General features: G+C 67.6%; 20 protein-coding genes. 9 read left to right on the forward strand and 11 right to left on the reverse strand.

The genetic code is table 11. From position 1 onward, the window contains the following. Window positions 1-7 precede the first annotated feature (7 nt). From ABDK56_RS01985 to eno, 4 genes are all read right to left on the reverse strand, one after another. Complete coding sequence (locus ABDK56_RS01985) at window positions 8-1,405, reverse strand: pyruvate dehydrogenase complex E1 component subunit beta (protein ID WP_349806387.1); 1,398 nt, start codon at window positions 1,403-1,405, stop codon at window positions 8-10. Then, complete coding sequence (gene pdhA, locus ABDK56_RS01990) at window positions 1,405-2,484, reverse strand: pyruvate dehydrogenase (acetyl-transferring) E1 component subunit alpha (RefSeq protein ID WP_349806388.1); 1,080 nt, start codon at window positions 2,482-2,484, stop codon at window positions 1,405-1,407. The genes ABDK56_RS01985 and pdhA overlap by 1 nt, the downstream gene beginning before the upstream one ends. 101 nt (window positions 2,485-2,585) lie before the next feature. Beyond that, a complete protein-coding gene (locus tag ABDK56_RS01995; protein WP_349806389.1) occupies window positions 2,586-2,900 on the reverse strand; it encodes an FtsB family cell division protein in 315 nt (104 codons plus the stop codon). Between the two features lie 68 nt (window positions 2,901-2,968). Next, window positions 2,969-4,258, reverse strand: a complete 1,290-nt coding sequence (eno, locus tag ABDK56_RS02000) for a phosphopyruvate hydratase (protein ID WP_349806390.1) — start codon at window positions 4,256-4,258, stop codon at window positions 2,969-2,971. Between the two features lie 129 nt (window positions 4,259-4,387). On the opposite strand from eno, the gene ABDK56_RS02005 reads away from it, so the two are divergent. From ABDK56_RS02005 to ABDK56_RS02025, 5 genes are read left to right on the forward strand one after another with little or no spacing between them, the layout of a single operon-like run. Continuing rightward, window positions 4,388-4,876, forward strand: coding sequence for a hypothetical protein (locus ABDK56_RS02005; protein ID WP_349806391.1), 489 nt, complete (start codon window positions 4,388-4,390; stop codon window positions 4,874-4,876). Window positions 4,877-4,883: 7 nt separating this feature from the next. Continuing rightward, window positions 4,884-5,213, forward strand: coding sequence for a phage holin family protein (locus ABDK56_RS02010; RefSeq protein WP_349806392.1), 330 nt, complete (start codon window positions 4,884-4,886; stop codon window positions 5,211-5,213). Continuing rightward, on the forward strand, window positions 5,210-5,560 hold the full coding sequence (locus tag ABDK56_RS02015) for a DUF3618 domain-containing protein (RefSeq protein WP_349806393.1): 351 nt from the start codon (window positions 5,210-5,212) through the stop codon (window positions 5,558-5,560). Before ABDK56_RS02010 ends, ABDK56_RS02015 begins: the two co-directional genes overlap by 4 nt. Beyond that, a complete protein-coding gene (locus tag ABDK56_RS02020; RefSeq protein WP_349806394.1) occupies window positions 5,557-6,015 on the forward strand; it encodes a hypothetical protein in 459 nt (152 codons plus the stop codon). The genes ABDK56_RS02015 and ABDK56_RS02020 overlap by 4 nt, the downstream gene beginning before the upstream one ends. 50 nt (window positions 6,016-6,065) lie before the next feature. Then, window positions 6,066-6,287: a DUF4170 domain-containing protein gene (locus ABDK56_RS02025; protein ID WP_349806395.1), complete on the forward strand. Its 222-nt coding sequence runs from the start codon at window positions 6,066-6,068 to the stop codon at window positions 6,285-6,287. Between the two features lie 3 nt (window positions 6,288-6,290). Here ABDK56_RS02025 and ABDK56_RS02030 read toward each other — a convergent pair whose 3' ends face one another. The 5 genes from ABDK56_RS02030 to carA all read right to left on the reverse strand — a co-directional run bounded on the left by ABDK56_RS02030 (window position 6,291) and on the right by carA (window position 12,593). After that, window positions 6,291-6,917, reverse strand: coding sequence for a rhomboid family intramembrane serine protease (locus ABDK56_RS02030; protein ID WP_349806396.1), 627 nt, complete (start codon window positions 6,915-6,917; stop codon window positions 6,291-6,293). A 4-nt stretch (window positions 6,918-6,921) separates the two neighbouring features. Then, window positions 6,922-7,395 carry a transcription elongation factor GreA gene (gene greA, locus ABDK56_RS02035; RefSeq protein WP_502959247.1) on the reverse strand — a complete coding sequence of 158 codons (474 nt, stop codon included), beginning with the start codon at window positions 7,393-7,395 and terminating at the stop codon, window positions 6,922-6,924. A 79-nt stretch (window positions 7,396-7,474) separates the two neighbouring features. Beyond that, complete coding sequence (gene carB, locus ABDK56_RS02040; protein ID WP_349806397.1) at window positions 7,475-10,807, reverse strand: carbamoyl-phosphate synthase large subunit; 3,333 nt, start codon at window positions 10,805-10,807, stop codon at window positions 7,475-7,477. Continuing rightward, window positions 10,807-11,442 carry a hypothetical protein gene (locus ABDK56_RS02045; RefSeq protein ID WP_349806398.1) on the reverse strand — a complete coding sequence of 212 codons (636 nt, stop codon included), beginning with the start codon at window positions 11,440-11,442 and terminating at the stop codon, window positions 10,807-10,809. Before ABDK56_RS02045 ends, carB begins: the two co-directional genes overlap by 1 nt. Beyond that, entirely contained in the window at window positions 11,439-12,593 is a 1,155-nt protein-coding gene (gene carA, locus ABDK56_RS02050) for a glutamine-hydrolyzing carbamoyl-phosphate synthase small subunit (protein WP_349806809.1), read from the reverse strand. The genes ABDK56_RS02045 and carA overlap by 4 nt, the downstream gene beginning before the upstream one ends. Window positions 12,594-12,737: 144 nt before the next feature. Here carA and ABDK56_RS02055 point away from each other — a divergent pair, with 144 nt between their 5' ends. Genes ABDK56_RS02055 through rpoD form a run of 3 tightly spaced genes read left to right on the forward strand, consistent with a single transcriptional unit; the run spans window position 12,738 to window position 17,113 of the window. Beyond that, a complete protein-coding gene (locus ABDK56_RS02055) occupies window positions 12,738-13,196 on the forward strand; it encodes a GatB/YqeY domain-containing protein (protein WP_349806399.1) in 459 nt (152 codons plus the stop codon). Beyond that, on the forward strand, window positions 13,193-15,052 hold the full coding sequence (gene dnaG, locus ABDK56_RS02060; RefSeq protein ID WP_349806400.1) for a DNA primase: 1,860 nt from the start codon (window positions 13,193-13,195) through the stop codon (window positions 15,050-15,052). The genes ABDK56_RS02055 and dnaG overlap by 4 nt, the downstream gene beginning before the upstream one ends. A 27-nt stretch (window positions 15,053-15,079) precedes the next feature. Then, entirely contained in the window at window positions 15,080-17,113 is a 2,034-nt protein-coding gene (rpoD, locus tag ABDK56_RS02065) for an RNA polymerase sigma factor RpoD (protein WP_349806401.1), read from the forward strand. A gap of 49 nt (window positions 17,114-17,162) precedes the next feature. On the opposite strand, the gene ABDK56_RS02070 is transcribed toward rpoD, so the two are convergent. Beyond that, window positions 17,163-17,459 (reverse strand): hypothetical protein, encoded by a 297-nt coding sequence (locus ABDK56_RS02070; protein WP_349806402.1) that lies wholly within the window; start codon window positions 17,457-17,459, stop codon window positions 17,163-17,165. A 216-nt stretch (window positions 17,460-17,675) separates the two neighbouring features. Beyond that, window positions 17,676-19,568, reverse strand: a complete 1,893-nt coding sequence (locus ABDK56_RS02075) for a S9 family peptidase (protein ID WP_349806403.1) — start codon at window positions 19,566-19,568, stop codon at window positions 17,676-17,678. 253 nt (window positions 19,569-19,821) lie between these two features. Here ABDK56_RS02075 and ABDK56_RS02080 point away from each other — a divergent pair, with 253 nt between their 5' ends. Further along, complete coding sequence (locus ABDK56_RS02080) at window positions 19,822-20,136, forward strand: PspC domain-containing protein (RefSeq protein ID WP_349806404.1); 315 nt, start codon at window positions 19,822-19,824, stop codon at window positions 20,134-20,136. Window positions 20,137-20,213: the final 77 nt, after the last annotated feature.

Here is a 20,213-nt window from a genome sequence, read left to right on the forward strand (position 1 = left end):
GGGGGCATCAGCGGTAGCAGACCGCCTTGGCCGCCTTGACCACCGCGTCGGCATTGACCAGCGCGAGCTTTTCGAGGTTCGCGGCGTAGGGCATCGGCACGTCGACGTTGGTCACCCGCGCGACCGGGGCGTCGAGGTCGTCGAACCCTTCCTCCATCGCGATCGCCATGATCTCGCTGGCGATCGAGCAGGTCGGCCAGCCTTCCTCGACCACCACCAGCCGGTTGGTCTTGGCGAGCGAGGTCAGCACCGCCTGCTTGTCGAGCGGACGGAGCGTGCGAAGGTCGATCACCTCGGCCTCGATCCCCTCGCCCGCCAGCTTTTCGGCAGCTTCGAGGCTCACGCCGACGCCGATCGAATAGCTGACGATGGTGACGTCCTTGCCCGCGCGCATCGTCCGCGCCTTGCCAATCGGGAGCACCCAGTCGTCGACCTGCGGAACGTCGAACGAGTGGCCGTAGAGCAGCTCGTTTTCGAGGAACACGACCGGGTCTTCGCTGCGGATCGCGGCCTTGAGCAGCCCCTTGGCGTCGGCGCTGTCGTACGGGGCGATGACGATCAGGCCCGGCACGCTGGCGTACCACGGGCCATAGTTCTGGCTGTGCTGCGCGCCGACCCGCGAGGCCGCGCCGTTGGGGCCGCGGAACACGATCGGGCAGCGCATCTGGCCGCCCGACATGTAATTGGTCTTGGCCGCAGAATTGATGATGTGGTCGATCGCCTGCATCGCGAAGTTGAAGGTCATGAACTCGATCACCGGACGAAGCCCGCCCATCGCCGCGCCGCTGCCGATGCCGGCGAAGCCATATTCGGTGATCGGGGTGTCGACCACGCGCGCCGGGCCGAACTCGTCGAGCAGCCCTTGGGTCACCTTGTAAGCGCCCTGGTACTGAGCGACCTCCTCGCCCATCACGAACACGCGCTCGTCCTTGCGCATTTCTTCGGCCATCGCGTCGCGTAGCGCTTCGCGAACGCTGGTCGGTTTCATCTCGGTCCCGGCGGGGATCTCGGGATCGGCGACCACCGCATCGCGATTGGCCGCCTCGTACATCTGCCGCGCGCCGGTCTCGACGAGGTGCGGGGTCGGCGCGCCGCTTTCGGCGGCCTCCTGCTGGACCGACGGTTCCTCGGCCGTCGTCACGGACGCGGGCGACGCCTCCGCGCCATCCCCGCCCATCAGCGCGATGACGGTACCGACCTTGACCCCGTCGGTGCCCTCGGGGACGAGGATCTTGCTGATCGTTCCCTCGTCGACCGCCTCGAACTCCATCGTCGCCTTGTCGGTCTCGATCTCGGCGAGGATGTCGCCCGACGACACTTCGTCGCCTTCCTTGACCAGCCACTTGGCGAGCGTCCCCTCCTCCATGGTCGGGGACAGCGCCGGCATCTTCAGCTCCACGCCCATCAGTAGGCCTCCACCAGCACGTCGGTGTGCAATTCGCGCGTATCGGGCTCGGGCGCCTCTTCAGCGAATTTCGCCGCCTCGACCACGATCTCCTTGATCTGCTTGTCGATCGCCTTCAGCTCATCTTCGCCGACGCCCAATTTCGCGAGTTCGTTCGCGGCATGGTCGACCGGGTCGTTGTGCTCGCGATAGCCCTGGACTTCTTCGCGGGTACGATATTTGGCCGGGTCGCTCATCGAATGACCGCGATAGCGATAGGTCAGCAACTCGAGAATGATCGGCCCCTTGCCCGCCTGGGTCCACTTCATTGCTTCCTCGGCCGCGCCGCGCACCGCGAGCACGTCCATCCCGTCGACCTGGATGCCGGGGATGCGGAAGCTCTCGCCGCGCTTGTAGAAATCGGGTTCGGAGGCAGACCGCTCGACGCTGGTGCCCATCGCGTAGCGGTTGTTCTCGATCGCGTAGATCACCGGCAGGTCCCACAGCTTCGCCATATTGAAGCTTTCGTAAACCTGGCCCTGGTTGGCCGCTCCGTCGCCGAAATAGGCGAGGCACGTGCCGCCATCATTCGAATATTTATGCTTGAACGCCAGCCCGGTGCCCAGCGAGACCTGCGCACCGACGATGCCGTGGCCGCCATAGAAACCATGTTCGACCGAGAACATGTGCATCGAGCCGCCTTTGCCCTTCGAAATGCCCGCGGCGCGGCCGGTCAGCTCGGCCATGATGATCTTCGGATCGATGCCGTAGGCAAGCATGTGGCCATGGTCGCGGTAGCCGGTGATGACCGAATCGCGCCCGACCTGCATCGCCGACTGGAGCCCGACCGCGACGGCTTCCTGGCCGATGTAGAGGTGGCAGAAACCGCCGATCAGCCCGAGCCCGTAAAGCTGGCCCGCGCGCTCCTCGAACCGGCGGATCAGCAGCATCTGCTTGTAGAAATCGAGCAGCTGCTCCTTCGACGCGTCGAACCGCGTCGGCTCGGCCGGGCGCTCGCGATTGGGGGCGCGATTGGGGGCGTGGGTCGGGGCTTGGGCGGCAGCGGCGGGAGCCGCGGCCTTCGAGGCGGTTTTCGCCATGTCCTCTCCGTTCATTGTCTCGCGCGCGCCTTAGGAAAGGCCGACGCAAAGGGCAATGCCGTAAGGGCAGGCCGGTTCCGCCGGATGCCCCGGGCGGGCGATCAGTTGAGCGGGACGGTGACTTCGTCGCTGCGCACGAGGCCGAGGTCGCGGCGAACCAGCTCGTCGGCGAGGTCGGGATCGGCCTTGCGCGGATCGAGCAGCGCCGAGCGGTGCTTGAGCTCGGCCTTTTGCGCCTGGAGCTGCGCCAGCTCGGCCTTGCGCGCGTGGAGCTGGCGCGAATAGCCGCCCCAAGCGAGCAGTCCGTTCGGCCCGGCCACCGCATAGGTCGCGAAATTGCCGACGATGACCAGCGCCAGCACCGGCCACATCGCCCGGCGCATCAGCTGAATCGACTTGTTCGCGGTTTTCCCCATCGCCTCGCCACAGAATCACAACATTGGCGCTTCGGCAAGCGCTTTATCGCCTTCGATTCAAAACATTTTTATCGCGGCCGGTAAGCGCGCAACGCCGCTACGCCCGGATAGCGCGCCGCCCCGCCCAGTTCCTCCTCGATCCGCAGCAGCTGGTTGTACTTGGCGGTGCGATCCGAACGCGCGAGGCTGCCAGTCTTGATCTGCCCGCACGACAGCGCGACCGCGAGGTCGGCGATGGTCGAATCCTCGGTCTCGCCCGATCGGTGGCTCATCACCGCGGTATAGCCCGACGACTGGGCGAGGCGGACCGCGTCGATCGTCTCACTGAGCGTCCCGATCTGGTTGACCTTGACGAGGATCGAGTTGGCGATGCCGTCGGCGATCCCCTGCCCCAGCCGCGCGACGTTGGTGACGAACAGGTCGTCGCCGACCAGCTGGATCCGGTCGCCCGCCTTGTCGGTCAGCGCCTTCCACCCGGCCATGTCGTCCTCGCCCATCCCGTCCTCGATCGAGGCGATCGGGTAGTCGGCGGCGAGCTTGGCGAGATAATCGGCCATCTCCTCGGGCGAGAGACTCAACCCCTCGCCGGCGAGCTCGTACTTGCCTTCCTTGAAGAACTCGGTCGCGGCGCAGTCTAGCGCGAGCAGCACGTCGTCGCCGAGCGAGTAGCCCGCCTTGCCGACCGCCTCGCCGATGAAGTCGAGCGCGGCGCGCGCCGAGGCGATGTTCGGGGCGAAGCCGCCCTCGTCGCCGACCGCGGTCGCGAGCCCCTTGGCGTGGAGCGCGCTCTTGAGCGCGTGGAAGATTTCCGTCCCGCAGCGCAGCGCCTCGCCGAAGCTGTCGGCGCCGACCGGCATCACCATGAATTCCTGGAAGTCGATCGGGTTGTCGGCGTGCGCGCCGCCGTTGACGATGTTCATCATCGGCACTGGCAGGATCGTCGCGCCGGTTCCCCCGACGTAGCGGTAGAGCGGCAGCCCGCGCGCGTCGGCGGCCGCCTTGGCCACCGCCAGCGACACGCCGAGGATGGCGTTGGCGCCGAGCCGGCCCTTGTTGTCGCTGCCGTCGAGGTCGATCATCACCGCGTCGATCTCGGCCTGGTCCTCCGCCTCGTAGCCGACCACCGCGTCGGCGATTTCACCGTTGACCGCCTCGATCGCCTTGCCGACGCCCTTGCCGCCCCAGCGGCTCTTGTCGCCGTCGCGCTTTTCGACCGCTTCGTGCGCGCCGGTCGAGGCGCCCGACGGGACCGCGGCGCGGCCAAGCGAGCCGTCCTCGAGGGTGACGTCGACCTCGACCGTCGGATTGCCGCGGCTGTCGAGGATCTGGCGGGCATGGATGTCGACGATCGCGGTCATGGGCGGCTCCTTGGAATGGCGTTTCGCCGCCCCTAGCCGCGTTGCGCCGAACCGTGCAACTTCTGGCGCGCCAGGCGGGAACGGGGATCGCCCCCCGTGGGTTGAAACGGGGCAATAAGGAGACGATCTATGGCCGACACCAACCTGCCGGACGCGACCGACAAGGTCATCGCCGGCGCCGCCGCCACCGAGCGCGAGGAGGAATTGATCGTGACCGAACCGACTGCGACCCGCACCAAGCTGGCCGACAAGGTCCGCACCGGCACCGACAAGCTGTCGACCCAGGCCGCCGACAAGGCGCGCGGCCTCGTCGGACAGGGTCTCGAGCGCGGCAGCGAGGCGATCGGCAACGTCGGCAAGCTGATCGGCGACACCGCGAGCGGGCTCGATGAACGGATCGGCAAGGAATATGGCGATTACGCCCGCAAGGCCGCCTCGACCCTCGACGACGTCTCGGCCAAGCTCGCCAAGAAGGACGCCGACGAGCTGATCGAGGACACCCGCGCGTTCGTGAAGCGTTCGCCGGGCGTGGCGCTGGCCGGCGCCGCGATCGTCGGTTTCGCGCTGGCGCGGCTGGTCAAGACCGGGCTCGACAGCGGCCGCGACGATCGCGACTAAGCCGGTCATGGGGGCGGAAGAGCGGGACGAGCCGCCGATCGGCGAGATGTTCGGGCGGTTGATCGACGACGGTAAGGCCTATGCCCGGGCGGAGGCTAATCTCGTCCGGGCGCGCGCCGAGACTCAGGTCGATCGCCTGAAACGGCCTCTCGTTTTCGGCGCGGTCGCGGCAGTGTTCGCAATTGGCGGCATGATTGCGCTGGCAATGACCCTCGTGCTGTGGTTCGGGGAACTGTTAGGATGGTTGCCCGGGGGTTTGGCTGCGACGTTGATCATCTTCGCGATCGCCGGCCTGTTCGCCTTCTTTGCTAACCGCGCGTGGAGCCGCGGCGCGTGACCGCCGAACCGATGAAAGTTCGCGAGGCGCGCGCCGAGGTCGAGCGCAGCCGGGCCGCATTGCTCGACACGCTGTCCGAATTGAAGGAGCGGCTCGCCCCGCGGACGCTTGCCGCCGACGCATGGGACAGGGCCAAGTCGAAGACCGCCGATCTCGCCGAAGATGCGGTCGACGCGGTAAAGGCGCGGCCCGCCGCGGTCGGCGGGGCTCTCGCCGCACTGACGCTGTTCCTCGCCCGCGATCCGGTGAAGGACGGGGTTCGGAACCTTTACGAAGCGATCGCGTCGAAGAAGGACAAGCCCAAGGCGCCGGCCCGCCGCCGGCCGAAAACGGAGAAGAAAGCATGACTGCCGCCACCAAGCGTCCGACCGCCGCCAAGGCCAGCGACGAGGCGAAAGGCGCGATCACCGGCGCTTACGACAGCGCCCGCGACCGCGCGCTCGACGCCTACGACACCGCGCGCGAAAAGGCCGCCGAGGCGCAGGTGAGGCTCGGCGAACAGCTCGCCACTACCCCGCTGATCGCGCTTGCCGGCGGTCTCGCGGTCGGTGCGCTCGCGGGCGCGTTGCTCAAGCGCACCAAGGCCGAACAGGCGCTGCTTGGATCGGCCGCCGACCGTCTGACCGGCGCTGGCAAGGAAGCTTTCGCCGCCGCGAAAAAGGCCGGCTCCGACACGCTCGCCGATCTCGACATCACCCGCGATGCCGGCGCCAAGCTGGTCAAGTCGCTGATCGACGGGCTTGGCACCGCGGCGAAGAATTCGGGCCAGGCCGCGATCGGGACGCTCAAGAAGGACGGCTGACCGCCGACGGGGCTGGACCGGTCCCGGCGCTTCCTGTAGCGGCGCGGCGCATGAGCAAGCTTCACCTCGTCTTCGGCGGGCGCGTCAAGGATCCGCGCGGGCTCGATTTCGTCGACCTCGGCGCGATCGACTTCGTCGGCATGTACCAGAACTATGCCGAGGCCGAAGAGGCCTGGCGCGGCGCGGCGCAGCGCACGGTCGACGATGCCGAGATGAAATATGTCGTCGTCCACCTCCACCGGCTGCTCGAACCCGACGCGCCGACGAACTGATCGTCAGGCGTTGCGGTAACGCCAGAGCAGCATCGGCCGTTCGAGCAGGATCCCCGCAAGGAAACCGCCGATATGCGCCGGGGTCGCCAGCGTGACCCCGTCCTGGTCCATCAGCCGCGCCGACATCCACTGTATGACCACCCACGCCGCGAACAGCCACACGACGTGGATCGCGCGGTCGGTCGCGGGCTTGCCGGTTACCCGCTTGGGGGCGCCGAAGATGAGGGCGTAGGCGCCGAACAGCCCGCTGATCGCCCCGCTCGCGCCGACCATCGGGTCGGTCGCCGCCGGGTTCCAGCCCCATTGGGCGATCACCGCGGTCAGCGCGCCGACGAGATAGATGACGATCACCCCGGTCGCGCCGAGCACGCGCTCGACCTGGATCCCGACGAACAGCAGCATCAGCATGTTGACCGCGAGATGCATGAAGCCGCCGTGGATCAGCGTCGCGCTGAACGGGGTCAGCCATAGCGGCAGCGCGCCTGCGACCTCGTAGCCGCCGACCCGCGCGGCGACGAAGCCGCCATGGATCGCGGCCTCGATATCGTTGCCGCTCGCCATGATCGCCAGCGACACCAGCGAGGTGAGCGCGGCAATGACGATCGTTGCGAGGCCGGCGCGGCGGGTCATCGGCCTAGATGAATTCGAGCTTAGCCACTTCGTAATAGCGCTCGCCCGCCGGGGTGGTGACCTCAACGTCCTCGCCGACTTCCTTGCCGATCAGCGCCCGGCCGAGCGGCGAATTATAGCTGATCCGCCCCTTGGTCGCATTGGCCTCCTGCTGCCCGACCAGCTGGTAGCGAACCTGCTTGCCCTCTTCGTCCTTGAGCGTGACCGTCGCGCCGAACACGACCTTGTCGCCGCTGAGTTCGGTCGGGTCGATGACCAGCGCGCGCGCCAGCTTGTCCTCGGCATCGGCGATCATCGCCTCGATCTGGCCCTGCCGCTCCTTGGCGGCATGATATTCGGCGTTTTCCGACAGATCGCCGTGCGCGCGCGCTTCCTCGATCGCGTCGATGATCTCGGGCCGTTCAGCCTTCAGCCGCTTCACTTCTTCCTCGAGCAGCCGGTGGCCCTCGGCCAGCATCGGCACCTTGTCGCTCGCCATGATCGTAACCCCTTTTAGCAACAGTCGTCACGGGCGCCTCGACGGGCGCGGACCGCTCCGGACTGTGATGAAAAACCGTTTAGAGGTCGGAATAATAGGATTGGAGCGAGCGGACTGCAAGCTTGGTGCCGCGCGCCGCCCCGATCGCGCGCGCCACCGCGAGGCTGGCGGCCGCCGTGGTGAAGATCGGGACCTTGGCCTTCAGCGCCGCCTGGCGGATGGTCTCGCTGTCCTTCAGCGACTGCCAGCCCTCGGTGGTGTTGAACACCAGCTGCACCTCGCCGTCGACCACCCGGTCGACGATGTGCGGCCGACCCTGCGCGACCTTGTTGACCCGCTCGACGGGCACGCCCTCGTCTTCGAGGAAGCCGGCGGTGCCGCCGGTCGCGAGGAGCCGGAAGCCGAGCGCTGCCATCGCTTTCGCCGCCTCGAGGATCTGCGGCTTGTCGCTGTCCTTGACCGAGACGAACACCGTTCCGCCGTCGGGCAGCTTGACACCGCCGCCAAGCTGAGACTTCAGGAATGCGATATCGAAATCGCTATCGATTCCCATGACTTCGCCGGTGCTCTTCATTTCGGGTGAGAGGACCGGATCGGTGCCGGGGAAACGCGCGAAGGGGAACACGCTCTCCTTGACCGCGATGTGGCCGATGTCGCGCTCGATCGGCAGGAACGGCGCCAGCTTCTCGCCCGCCATCACCCGCGCGGCGATCTTGGCGATCGGGCGCCCAATCGCCTTGGCGACGAAGGGCACCGTGCGGCTGGCGCGCGGGTTGACCTCGATCAGATAGACGTCGCCGTCCTTGACCGCGAACTGGACGTTCATCAGCCCCTTGACCTTGAGCGCAAGCGCAAGGGCCTCGGCCTGGCGCTCGATTTCGGCGATTACCGCGGCGGTCAGCGAATAGGGCGGGATCGAACAGGCGCTGTCGCCCGAATGGACCCCCGCTTCCTCGATGTGCTGGAGAATGCCCGCGACCGCGACCGTCTCGCCGTCCGAGATGGCGTCGACGTCGACCTCGACCGCATCGCGCAGGTAACGGTCGATCAGCACCGGCGAGCTACCCGACACCTGGACCGCGGTGGCAATGTAATTTTCGAGCTGGGCGGGGCCGTCGACCACTTCCATCGCCCGCCCGCCGAGCACGTAGCTCGGCCGCAGCAGCACAGGGTAGCCGATCTTCTGCGCGACGCTCAGCGCTTCCTCGCGGCTGCGCGCGATGCCGTTGGCGGGCTGCTTGAGTCCAAGCCGGTCGACCAGCTTGGCGAACCGCTCGCGGTCCTCGGCGAGGTCGATACTGTCGGGCGAGGTGCCGAGGATGGGGATCCCCGCCGCCTGCAGCTCGTGCGCCAGCTTCAGCGGGGTCTGACCGCCGAGCTGGACGATCACCCCGGCGAGCGTACCCTTTTCCTGCTCGCGGGTGACGATTTCGAGCACGTCCTCGCCGGTCAGCGGCTCGAAATAGAGCCGGTCCGAGGTGTCGGGGTCGGTCGAGACGGTCTCGGGGTTGCAGTTGACCATGATCGTCTCATAGCCTGCCTCCTTGAGCGCGAAGGCGGCGTGGCAGCAGCAATAGTCGAACTCGATCCCCTGCCCGATCCGGTTCGGGCCACCGCCGAGGATGACGACCTTCTTCGCGTCCGAAATTGCCGCCTCGTCCTCGGGCTCGCCGAAGATCGGCGCCTCGTAGGTCGAGTAGAGGTAGGGCGTCGCCGCGTCGAACTCGGCCGCGCAGCTGTCGATCCGCTTGTAGACCGGGCGCACGCCGAGCTTGAGCCGCGCCGCGCGCACCTCGTCGGCGGTCACGCCGCCGGTCATCGCGCGGAGCGCGTCGTGGACCACCCCGCCGCCGCGCGCCGCGACCTCGCTCATCCCGCGATCGACCCGCGCGCTGCGCAGCGCAAGCTGCCCCAGCCGAGCGTCGGAAAAGCCCATCGCCTTGAGCCGCCGCATTCCGTCGGCATCCTGCGGAATGCCTTCGGCGCGAACCTGCTCCTCGGCGGCGACGATCTCGGCCAGCCGCTCAAGGAACCACGGATCGAAGCCGGCCAATTCGTGGATTCGCTGGACCGTGAAGCCTTGCCGGAGCGCTTCGGCCGCGACCAGCAGCCGGTCGGGGGTCGCGCGGCCGAGCGCATTCTCGATCACGCTCGGGTCGGCACCTTCGAGCTCGCGCACCCGGTCGAGCCCGCACAGGCCCGTTTCGAGCCCGCGGAGCGCCTTTTGCAGGCTCTCGGGGAAGGAGCGGCCGATCGCCATCACCTCGCCGACCGACTTCATCGCGGTCGACAGCAGCGCTTCGGCGCCCTTGAACTTCTCGAACGCGAAGCGCGGGATCTTGGTGACCACATAGTCGATCGTCGGCTCGAAGCTGGCCGGGGTCGCGCCGCCGGTGATGTCGTTGGCGATCTCGTCGAGCGTGTAGCCGACCGCCAGCTTCGCCGCGACCTTGGCGATCGGAAAGCCGGTCGCCTTCGACGCGAGTGCCGAGGAGCGGCTGACGCGTGGGTTCATTTCGATCACGATCATCCGCCCGTCCTTCGGATTGATCGCGAACTGGACGTTCGAACCCCCTGTTTCGACACCGATTTCTCGGAGCACGGCGATGCTTGCCGAGCGCATCCGCTGATATTCCTTGTCGGTCAACGTCAGCGCCGGGGCGACGGTGATCGAGTCGCCGGTATGCACCCCCATCGGGTCGACATTCTCGATCGAGCAGATGATGATGGCGTTGTCGGCGCGGTCGCGCACCACCTCCATCTCATATTCCTTCCACCCGACGAGGCTTTCGTCGATCAGCACCTCGCTGGTCGGCGAGGCGTCGAGCCCCGAGCGAACGATCGCTTCATATTCGGCGCGGTTGTAGGCGATCCCGCCGCCGGTGCCGCCGAGCGTGAAGGAGGGGCGGATCACCGCCGGAAGCCCGACCGTGTCGAGCGCCTCGGCGGCCTCCTCCCAGCTATGGACGATCGCCGAGCGCGGGCTTTCGAGTCCGATGCGGTCCATCGCGTCGCGGAACAGCTCGCGGTTCTCGGCCTTTTCGATCGCCTCGGCATTGGCGCCGATCAACCTGACCCCGTGCCTTGCCAGCACCCCCGCTTTTTCGAGCGCGAGAGCGGTGTTGAGCGCGGTCTGCCCGCCCATCGTCGGGAGCAGCGCGTCGGGCTTTTCGGCCTCGATGATGCGCTCGACCAGCTCGGCGGTGATCGGCTCGATGTAGGTCGCGTCGGCGAGCTCGGGATCGGTCATGATCGTCGCCGGGTTCGAATTGACGACGATGACCCGGTAGCCCTCTTCCTCGAGTGCCTTGACCGCCTGGCTGCCCGAATAGTCGAACTCGGCGGCCTGCCCGATGACGATCGGCCCTGCGCCGATGATCAGGATGGACGAAATGTCGGTGCGTTTGGGCATTATTCGTCCCGTTTCCCTTCGGGTTTCATCGTCACGCTCATCTTCACGTCGCCGAACTCGCCGTTCGACACTCGGAAACTGAGCGCGGTGACCTGGTCGAGGCTGTGCCCCTGCGGACTGATCAGCGCGATGTTCGGGTCGGGCGCCCTGACCACGGTCCACCCCTCCCCGCTAAGCCGGCTCTTGAGCGGCGCGATGAGCGATGGCGCGCCGGTTATCGTCACCGCCACCAGCCGGTGCATCCGGCTGTCCATCTCGATCGCCGGGAGCTCGGTCGGCTCCATCCGGCGCAGGACGAACATCATCGGCGCCGCCGCGGCCAGCGCGGCAAGCCGCGTCGACGAGGCGGTTCCGTCGGCGAACTGGATATTCGCGGTGACCGCGCGAAGCCCGTTGGCCCGCGACCACCGATCGACGCAGGTCAATTGGGCGCGACCGACGTCGGGCTGGTCGACGATCAGCATCCGGCTCGCCCGCTGGTCCTGCAACAGCGCGCCGGCGGGAAGCCCGCAACCCGCGCCAACCGAGTCGAGCGCGCTCGCGGCGTGGACCGGCACCGACGATTGCGCGGCGCACGCCGACACGCCAAGCGCCACCATCGAGAGCGCAATGAGGCTGGCCGCCGTCGACCTCAACGGATCATCCCGACGAATTTCTCGAACAGGTAGAAGCTGTCCATCGGCCCCGGACTCGCCTCGGGGTGATATTGGACCGAAAAGGCCGGTTTATCCGTGAGTTCGATCCCACAGTTGCTATCGTCGAACAGGCTGACGTGGGTTTCGCGCACGTTGGCGGGAAGGCCCTGTCGTTCGACGGCGAAGCCGTGGTTCATGCTGGTGATCTCGACCGCGCCGTCAGCCAACCGCTTGACCGGGTGGTTGGCGCCGCGGTGGCCCTGGAACATCTTGGCGGTCTTTCCCCCGACCGCGAGCGCGAGGAGCTGGTGACCGAGGCAGATGCCGAACAAGGGCTTGCCGGTATCGAGAAGCCTGCGGATCAGCGGCACGGCATATTCGCCGGTCGCCGCCGGGTCGCCCGGCCCGTTCGACAGGAAGAATCCGTCGGGCGCCAGCGCCATGATCTCGTCAAAGGTCGCCGAGGCCGGGACCACGGTGACCCGCGCGCCCGCCTCGACGAGGTTGCGGAAGATGTTGCGCTTGGCCCCATAGTCGATCGCCACGACGTGCGGCGCCGACGGGTTGGCATGGTCGAGCCGGTAGCCACCGCCAAGTTCCCATTTGCCGTCGCTCCATGCGAACAGCTGCTGCGACGAGACCTCCTTGGCGAGGTCCATGCCCTCGAGCCCCGGCCATTCGGCGGCGGCGCGGCGGAGCGAGTCGAGGTCGAACTCGCCATTTGCCGAGTGGGCGAGAGCGACGGTCGGCGGCCCCTCGCGCCGCACCAGCCGGGTCAGCGCGCGGGTATCGACCCCGGCGATTCCGATCCGCCCGGTTGCCGCCATCCATGACGGCCAGTCCTGCTGCGCGCGAAAATTGCTCGGCGAGGTCACCGCCTCGCGCACGATCGCGCCGAGCGCGTGGGCCTCGCCCGCCTCGACATCGTCCTCATTGGCGCCGACGTTGCCGATATGGGGAAAGGTGAAGGCGATGATCTGCCGGGCGTAGGAAGGATCGGTCATCACTTCCTGGTAGCCGGTCATCGCGGTGTTGAAGCACAGCTCGCCGGCCGCGCTCCCCTCTGCACCGAAACCGCGTCCCCACACCGTTCGCCCGTCCGCGAAAACGATCACGCCGGTCGCTCCTGACGGGGGCGCGGGCGTGGGCATGGGTTCGGCCAAGGGGCGGCTCCTGTTTCGATTGTCCGGCGATGTCGCTAAGCGATGGCCGCTACGCGCTAGACCCGCCCTCGTCAACGCCTGTGCAACCGGCCAAACGCCGACTAGGACTGGACGTTTCCGCACGAGGACGAAATGATTCGCGACGACATCAAGGCCGCGCTGGTGAGCGCGATGAAGGGCGGCGACAAGGATTCGACCCAGACGATCCGGCTGATCCAGGCCGCGATCAAGAACCGCGACATCGAGCTTCGCACCGCCGCCAAGGCGCCCGACGACGACACGCTGGTGACCGAGGTGCTTCAGAAAATGATCAAGCAGCGCCGCGAATCGGTCGAGCTCTACCGTACCGGCGGGCGCGCCGAACTCGCCGCGAAGGAGGAGGCCGAGATCGGGGTGATCGAGCGCTTCCTGCCGGCGCAGATGGGCGACGAGGAAGCCCGCGCCGCCATCGCCGCGATCGTCGCCGGGCTGGGCGCGTCGAGCATGAAGGACATGGGCCGGGTGATGGCCGAAGTGAAAGCGCGCCACGCCACCGCGATCGAGCCCGCCAAGGCGAGCGGCCTCGTCAAGGCCGCGCTTTCGGGCGGGTGACGCTTTCCCCCCAGTGGCTCGACGAACTGCGCGCGCGGACCCTGCTCAGCGCGGTCATCTCTCCGTCGGTCAAGCTGACCAAGGCGGGCCGCGAGTTTAAGGCCTGCTGCCCGTTCCATAACGAGAAGACCCCGTCATTCACCGTCAACGACGACAAGGGTTTCTACCACTGCTTCGGCTGCGGCGCGCACGGCGATGCGATCCGCTTCCTGACCGATGCGCGCGGGCTGCCGTTCATCGACGCGGTAAAGGAACTTGCCGCCAAGGCCGGGATCGAGGTGCCCGCGGGCGACCCGCGCGACCGCGAGCGTGCCGACCGCGCCGCCGGGCTGCATGACGTCATGGCGTCGGCGCAGCGCTGGTTCGCCGAGCAGCTGGCTGGGATCGAGGGCGGCGAAGCGCGCGCCTACCTGGCGAAGCGCGGGATCGACGCCCGGCAGGTCGAGCGGTTCGGGATCGGCTTCGCACCCGACAGCCGCGGCAAGCTGAAGGCCGCGCTCGCCGCGCTGGGCGAGGAGCGGCTGGTCGACACCGGGCTGCTGGTCCGGCCCGACGAGGGGAAGGCGACCTACGATCGCTTTCGCGGCCGGCTGATGATCCCGATCCGCGACCAGCGCGGGCGGGTGATCGGCTTCGGCGGGCGGATATTGGGCGCGGGCGAGCCCAAATATCTCAACAGCCCCGAAACCGTCCTGTTCGACAAGGGGCGCACGCTCTACAACATCGACCTTGCCGGCCCCGCCAGCCGCAAGGCCGGGCGGGTGGTCGTGGTCGAAGGCTATATGGACGTGATCGCCCTCGACCGCGCCGGGATCGGCGAGGCGGTCGCGCCCAATGGGACCGCGCTGACCGAGGACCAGCTCCAGCGGCTGTGGCGGCTCGATCCAGCGCCGATCCTCTGTTTCGACGGCGACTCGGCGGGGCAGAAGGCAGCGATCCGCGCGATCGGGCGCGCCCTGCCCCATCTCGGCCCCGACCGGACGCTAAGCTTCGTCACCCTGCCCGAGGGGCAGGACCCCGACGATCTCGTCCGGTCCGGGGGCCGCGCCGCGCTCGACACGCTGATCGATGTGCCCGAGCCGCTCGTCGACCGGCTGTGGCGGCACGAGACCGCCGCGCAGCCGCTGGCGACCCCCGAGGCGCGCGCTGGGCTCAAGGCGCGGTTGCTCGCCCACGCCGGCGCGATCGCCGATCCCAATGTGCGCCAACTATACCGCGACGAATTCCTTCGCCGGTTCGACCTGCTGGTTCGTCCGAATGCCCGGCGCGGCGCCGGGCCCCGACCCTTCGCCGGCTCGCCGCAGCGCGACGGTCGGCGTTCGATCTCTACGCGATTCGTCCCCGAGACACCACCGGGCGAGGCGGCGCGCGCGATCGCCGACGGCGGCATCGACCGGCCGACCGCCCGCGCGCTGGTGCTAGGCCATGCGCTCTACCCGTCGGCGATCGGCGATCATGTCGAGGCGCTCGCCGCCCTGCCGCTCGCCGACGCCCCGGCCGCGCGGGTCCGCGACCTGATGGTCGATCTCGCGATGAACGGCCAACCGCTTGATCGCGAAACGCTTCTTCCCATATTGGCGGGAGAAGGAACGGCCTCGGCGTGGCGCGACGTGAAGCGCGGCGGCGGGATCGGCTTTTCGTTCACCAGGCCCGACGCGGACGCGGTGACGGCCCGGCGCGATCTCGCGCTCGCGGTCGACACGCTGCTCGCTGCCGACGCACTTGGGCTGGCCCTCAGTAGCGCGACCGAGCGGCTGGGTGCCGGCGACGACAGCGCCTTCGACGAACAGGTCCGGCTTCACGCCGAATATGAAACCCTGAAGGACAGGCTGGCGTCCTTGGCCGGCAATGAGTAAGCGAACCGCAAAGTAGAATCTGGCGACATGGCGAAAAACGACACATCCGATACCGACATCGACGCCGGCGACGCGCCGCTGATCGACCTCAACGACGCGTCGATCAAGAAGCTGATCGCGCGCGCCAAGAAGAAGGGGACGATCACCCTCGACGAGCTGAATGCCGCGCTCCCGTCCGACCAGATGAGTCCCGACCAGATCGAGGACATCATGGCCGCGATCAACGAGATGGGCGTGCAGGTCGTCGAAAAGGACGATTCGGACGAGGACGAGGAGCCCGAGCAGGAGAGCGAGGACGAGGTCGACCCGCTCGACGACGGAGTGTCGCGCCCCGCCGTCGCGACCAAGAAGGAAGCGGTCGACCGCACCGACGACCCGGTCCGCATGTACCTGCGCGAAATGGGCGCGGTCGAACTGCTCAGCCGCGAGGGCGAGATCGCCATCGCCAAGCGGATCGAGGCGGGTCGCGACACGATGATCTGGGGGCTGTGCGAAAGCCCGATCACCTTCAACGCGATCATCGACTGGTCGAATGCGCTCAACGAAGGGCGGATGCAGCTTCGCGAGATCCTCGATCTCGAGGCGATGCTGAGCAAGGGCCCGACCGCCGAGCAGCTGACCGAGGCCGAGGAAGGCGCCGACGACGGCGAGATCAGCGAAAAGGCCGCGGGCGGTCCGTCGATCAAGGAAGAAGACGACGTCGCCGACGAGCCCGAAGCGGGCAAGAACGACGACGACGAGGACATGGTCGATCGTCGCACCCAGCCGCAGGCCGAGGACGACGACGAGGACAACACGCTCAGCCTCGCGCAGATGGAAGAAACCTTGAAGCCGATGGCGCTCGAGAAGTTCGAGGCCATCACCGGCATCTTCAAGAAGTTCAGCAAGCTCCAACAGGCGCGTCTCGCGGCGATGGGCACCGGGGCCGAATTCCCGGCCGCCGATGAGAAGAAATACGCCAAGCTGTCCGAACAGCTGACCGCCGAGGTCGAGAGCGTCCAGTTCCACGCCGCGAAGATCGAATATCTCGTCGACCAGCTTTACTCGTTCAACCGGCGCCTAACCGCGCTGGGCGGGCAGATGCTCCGCCTCGCCGAACGTCACCGGGTGCCGCGAAAGGCGTTCCTCGACAGCTACATGGGCAACGAGCTCGACGACAGCTGGCTCGAAAGCGTCAAGGGGACCGACAAGAAGTGGGCGGCCTTCGCCGAGGCCGAGGCCGGGCCGGTCGAGCGGATTCGTGCCGAGATCGCCGAGATCGCCCAGTCGACAGGCATGGCGCTCCCCGAGTTCCGGCGGATCGTCAACCAGGTCCAGAAGGGCGAGCGGGAGGCGCGGATCGCCAAGAAGGAGATGGTCGAGGCGAACCTGCGCCTCGTCATCTCGATCGCGAAGAAATACACCAACCGCGGGCTGCAGTTCCTCGACCTGATCCAGGAAGGGAACATCGGCCTGATGAAGGCGGTCGACAAGTTCGAGTATCGCCGCGGTTACAAATTCTCGACCTATGCAACCTGGTGGATCCGCCAGGCGATCACCCGCTCGATCGCCGACCAGGCGCGCACCATCCGTATTCCGGTGCACATGATCGAGACCATCAACAAGCTGGTCCGCACCAGCCGCCAGTTCCTCCACGAAACCGGCCGCGAGCCGACCCCCGAGGAGCTCGCCGAGCGGCTGTCGATGCCGCTCGAAAAGGTTCGCAAGGTGATGAAGATCGCCAAGGAGCCGATCAGCCTCGAAACGCCGATCGGCGACGAGGAAGACAGCCACTTGGGCGATTTCATCGAGGACAAGAACGCGGTCATCCCGGTCGATGCCGCGATCCAGGCGAACCTTAAGGAGACGGTGACGCGGGTGCTCGCCTCGCTGACCCCCCGCGAGGAGCGCGTGCTACGCATGCGCTTCGGCATCGGCATGAACACCGATCACACGCTCGAGGAAGTCGGCCAGCAGTTCAGCGTGACCCGCGAACGTATCCGCCAGATCGAGGCGAAGGCTTTGAGGAAACTCAAGCACCCGAGCCGAAGCCGAAAGATGCGCAGCTTCCTAGACCAGTAACGCGGCCGGCGAGGTCGCGTCGTGCAACGCTCCGCCGGACGACGACTCGCTATTCGCCGTCCGGAGTCATCGCCAAGACGTCGATGAAGCGGCCTCGCTTGTCGTAGCGACATTTGAACTTCTTGATGCCCTCGCTGCCCTTGTCGGCGGTACCGCTGACGGATGTCGTTCCATCGCGGGCGCGCAGCAACCTGCCGGTTTTCACATAGAGTGGCTTGGTGCCGTACATCGAACTGACCTCGCCGCGACAATAGGCCATGCGATTCCCGGGCGCGACCGGTGCGCTTGACGCGGCGATCAACGCTACGGCCATGGCCGTAGCGACGCCGATACGGCTAATGTCCATCAATGATCTCCTTAGCCAACCTTCACGAAAAGACTCACCGCATTAGGCGGCCTCGAGGCAACTCGGCAGCGTCGCTTACTCGTGAATCATTACGCCCGGATGCCGATTAACGTCGACGGACACAGGTTCACGCCTTCCTCGACAGTGGATGGTATCCATCATCGTCGCCGCGCGCAGCGAAAAGTGCCATTCGTCGACGCGCCCCCCTCTCCCGTCTCATTTGAGGTAGCGGTCGAACCAGGCCTTGGCGCGGCGCATGACGTCGAGGTGCTGCACCGGGTCGCCGACGCAGTGACCGGCGTCGGGATAGATCACTAGGCTGACCGGCACGCCCTTGGCCTTGAGCGCATTATACCATTCGATCGACTGGGTCGGGGGCACCTCGATGTCGCGCTCGCCGACATAGATGAAAGTCGGGGTGCGCGCCTTATCGACCCGGTAGACCGCCGAGACGTCCTCATAGGCTTTGTGGTCGTCGTAGGCCGACTTGCCGAAGAACGGTATCATCCACTGGTTGATCCCGTTGGTGCCGTAATAGCTGATCCAGTTCGAGAGGCCCGCGCCGGCGACGATCGCCTTGAACCGGTTGGTGCGGGTGTTGGCGTACATTGCCATGAACCCGCCATAGCTGCACCCCATCAGCCCCAGCCGATTCTCGTCGACCGCGGCGACCTTCTTGGCCGCGTCGATCCCGGCGAGGATGTCGTCGAGGTCGCCCCCGCCGAAGTCGCGGATGTTGGCGCGGGTGAACGCCTCGCCCTGTCCGAACGAGCCGCGCGGGTTGGGCATCAGCACCCGGTATCCCGCCGCCAGCCACGGGGCGAGGCTCCCCTCCCCGTTCGAATAGCGCGGCGTGCTTGCCGCCGACGGGCCACCGTGGACCGACACGAGCAGCGGCGACCTGGTCCCGGCCGCCATGGTCGGAGACGACAGCAGCCAGCCCTGGACGGTGTAGCCGCCGCTGGTCCAAGTGAGGCTCTGCGCCTTGGCCGGTGCGGGGAGCAGTTCGTTGTCGTGGGTGATCGCACGCGGCGCGGCGACCGGTCCGGCGAGGATCTTCGGCGCATGTTCGAAGTCCTGCACCACCGCCGCCATCGTCCGCCCGTCGGCCGACAGCTGCGCCGCGCCGAGCGACACCGGCGCAGAATAATAGGGTGCTGCGCCGAGCAGCCCGAGCTGCATCCGGTCGCCGGCCAGCGTGGTCACCACCGGGCCGGCGCGGCTCATGTCGAGCGTCAGCGCGGTCGCACGCATCCCCGGCGTGAGGTTGCGTGGGGCCCCGCCCGCCAGCGGCACCGACCAGACGTCGCCGCCCGACGCACCATAATCGCTCATCAGCCCGCCGATGTAGAGCGCGCTTCGCCCGTCGGCGCTGACCTTGGGGTAGCGGATCTGGTGCGGCGGCGCGGCGAGGCGATGCATCGCCCCGCTGCTCGCGTCGACCAGGTCGAGCGTCGCGGTCCACCAGTTGGCATCGCCGTCGCCCGGCGCGTCGCTGACCAGGAGCGAGCGGCCGTCGTGGGTCCAGTCCATCTCGTAGATGAACGTGTCGGCGGGCGAGATGGGGGTAAGAGCGCCGGCCCTGGTCGAGGAGGCGATCGCGATCCGCTGCTCGTCGAAGCTGTTGCCGATCTCGCCGACCTGCCGCGCGCCGGCTTGGGTCGCCCCGGCCTCCTTGGTCGCGCCGATCGTCACCAGCACCGCGATCCGCGAGCCGTCGGGCGAAAAAGTCGGCGCCTGTACGAGTCCTTCGACCGAGCCGAGCGCGCGCGCCGCCCCGCCGCCGGCGGGCGCGATCATCAGCGTCGAGGTCTTGCCGCTGCGCGCGACGAAGGCGAGCCGCCCGTCGGGCGCGAAGGCCAGGTCGGCGTAACTGCACGCCGGACAAGGGTCGATCGTCCCGAGCGAGCGCCCATCGCTTACCGCGCGAAGCCGGATCGCTCCGTGGCCGCCGCCGCGACCGCCGCCCTCGATCGTCGCGATCCGATCGCCGGCGGGCGCGAGCGTCAGCCCGCCATATTGATGTACCGGCGCACTCGGGGCCGACGCGCCGATCGCGGCGGTGGCGGTGGTGACGAACAGGGCGGCGAGCAACGGGCGGGTCGGCATGACGGTGAAACTCCGGGCGGGACGAACGGCCCTCGCTGTCCCACGCCGTTCGCCCGCCGACAAGCGCGACTGTCGGCAAGGCGCGCGCGTTCGCCGAAAATTTCGCCACTCATCGGCACCCGACGCCAGTTGGTCAGTTTCAACTTGAAATGCGGCGCTGCGGTAACCAGTTGAAACCGCGAGATATGCGCCGGTTGGCATGGCCCTTGCTTTGATTTGGGCAAGGCCAGTCCCGGCCGAAGGAACCCAACCGATGCTGAGCGTGACCCCGCCCGTTTCTTCCACCCCGATCGACCGCCCGCGCGTGCATTCGCACCCCGAGACGATCCTCGGCACCTGCCAGGCCATCGGCGACGATCTGGGGATTAACCCCAATTGGCTGCGCGCCGCGTTCGGCGTGGCGCTGGTGTGGAACATCGCCGCCGCGGTCGGCGCCTACCTCCTACTGTCGCTGCTCGTGCTGGTGCTTCGCAGGGCGATGCCCGACGAGCGCGGTTCGCGCCCGGCGGACGCCGCGACCGTGCCCGACAACGACCATATGCTGGTCGATCACCGCGACGCGGCCTGATCGTGATCGGCGAGATGGCCGGTCGCGGAAGTTGACGCGGCGGCCTCGCCGGTCGCTTCACATCCCGTTCACCCACG

The sequence above is a fragment of the Sphingomonas sp. ASV193 genome (assembly GCF_040203355.1).
In the GTDB taxonomy this organism is placed as follows: domain Bacteria; phylum Pseudomonadota; class Alphaproteobacteria; order Sphingomonadales; family Sphingomonadaceae; genus Sphingomicrobium.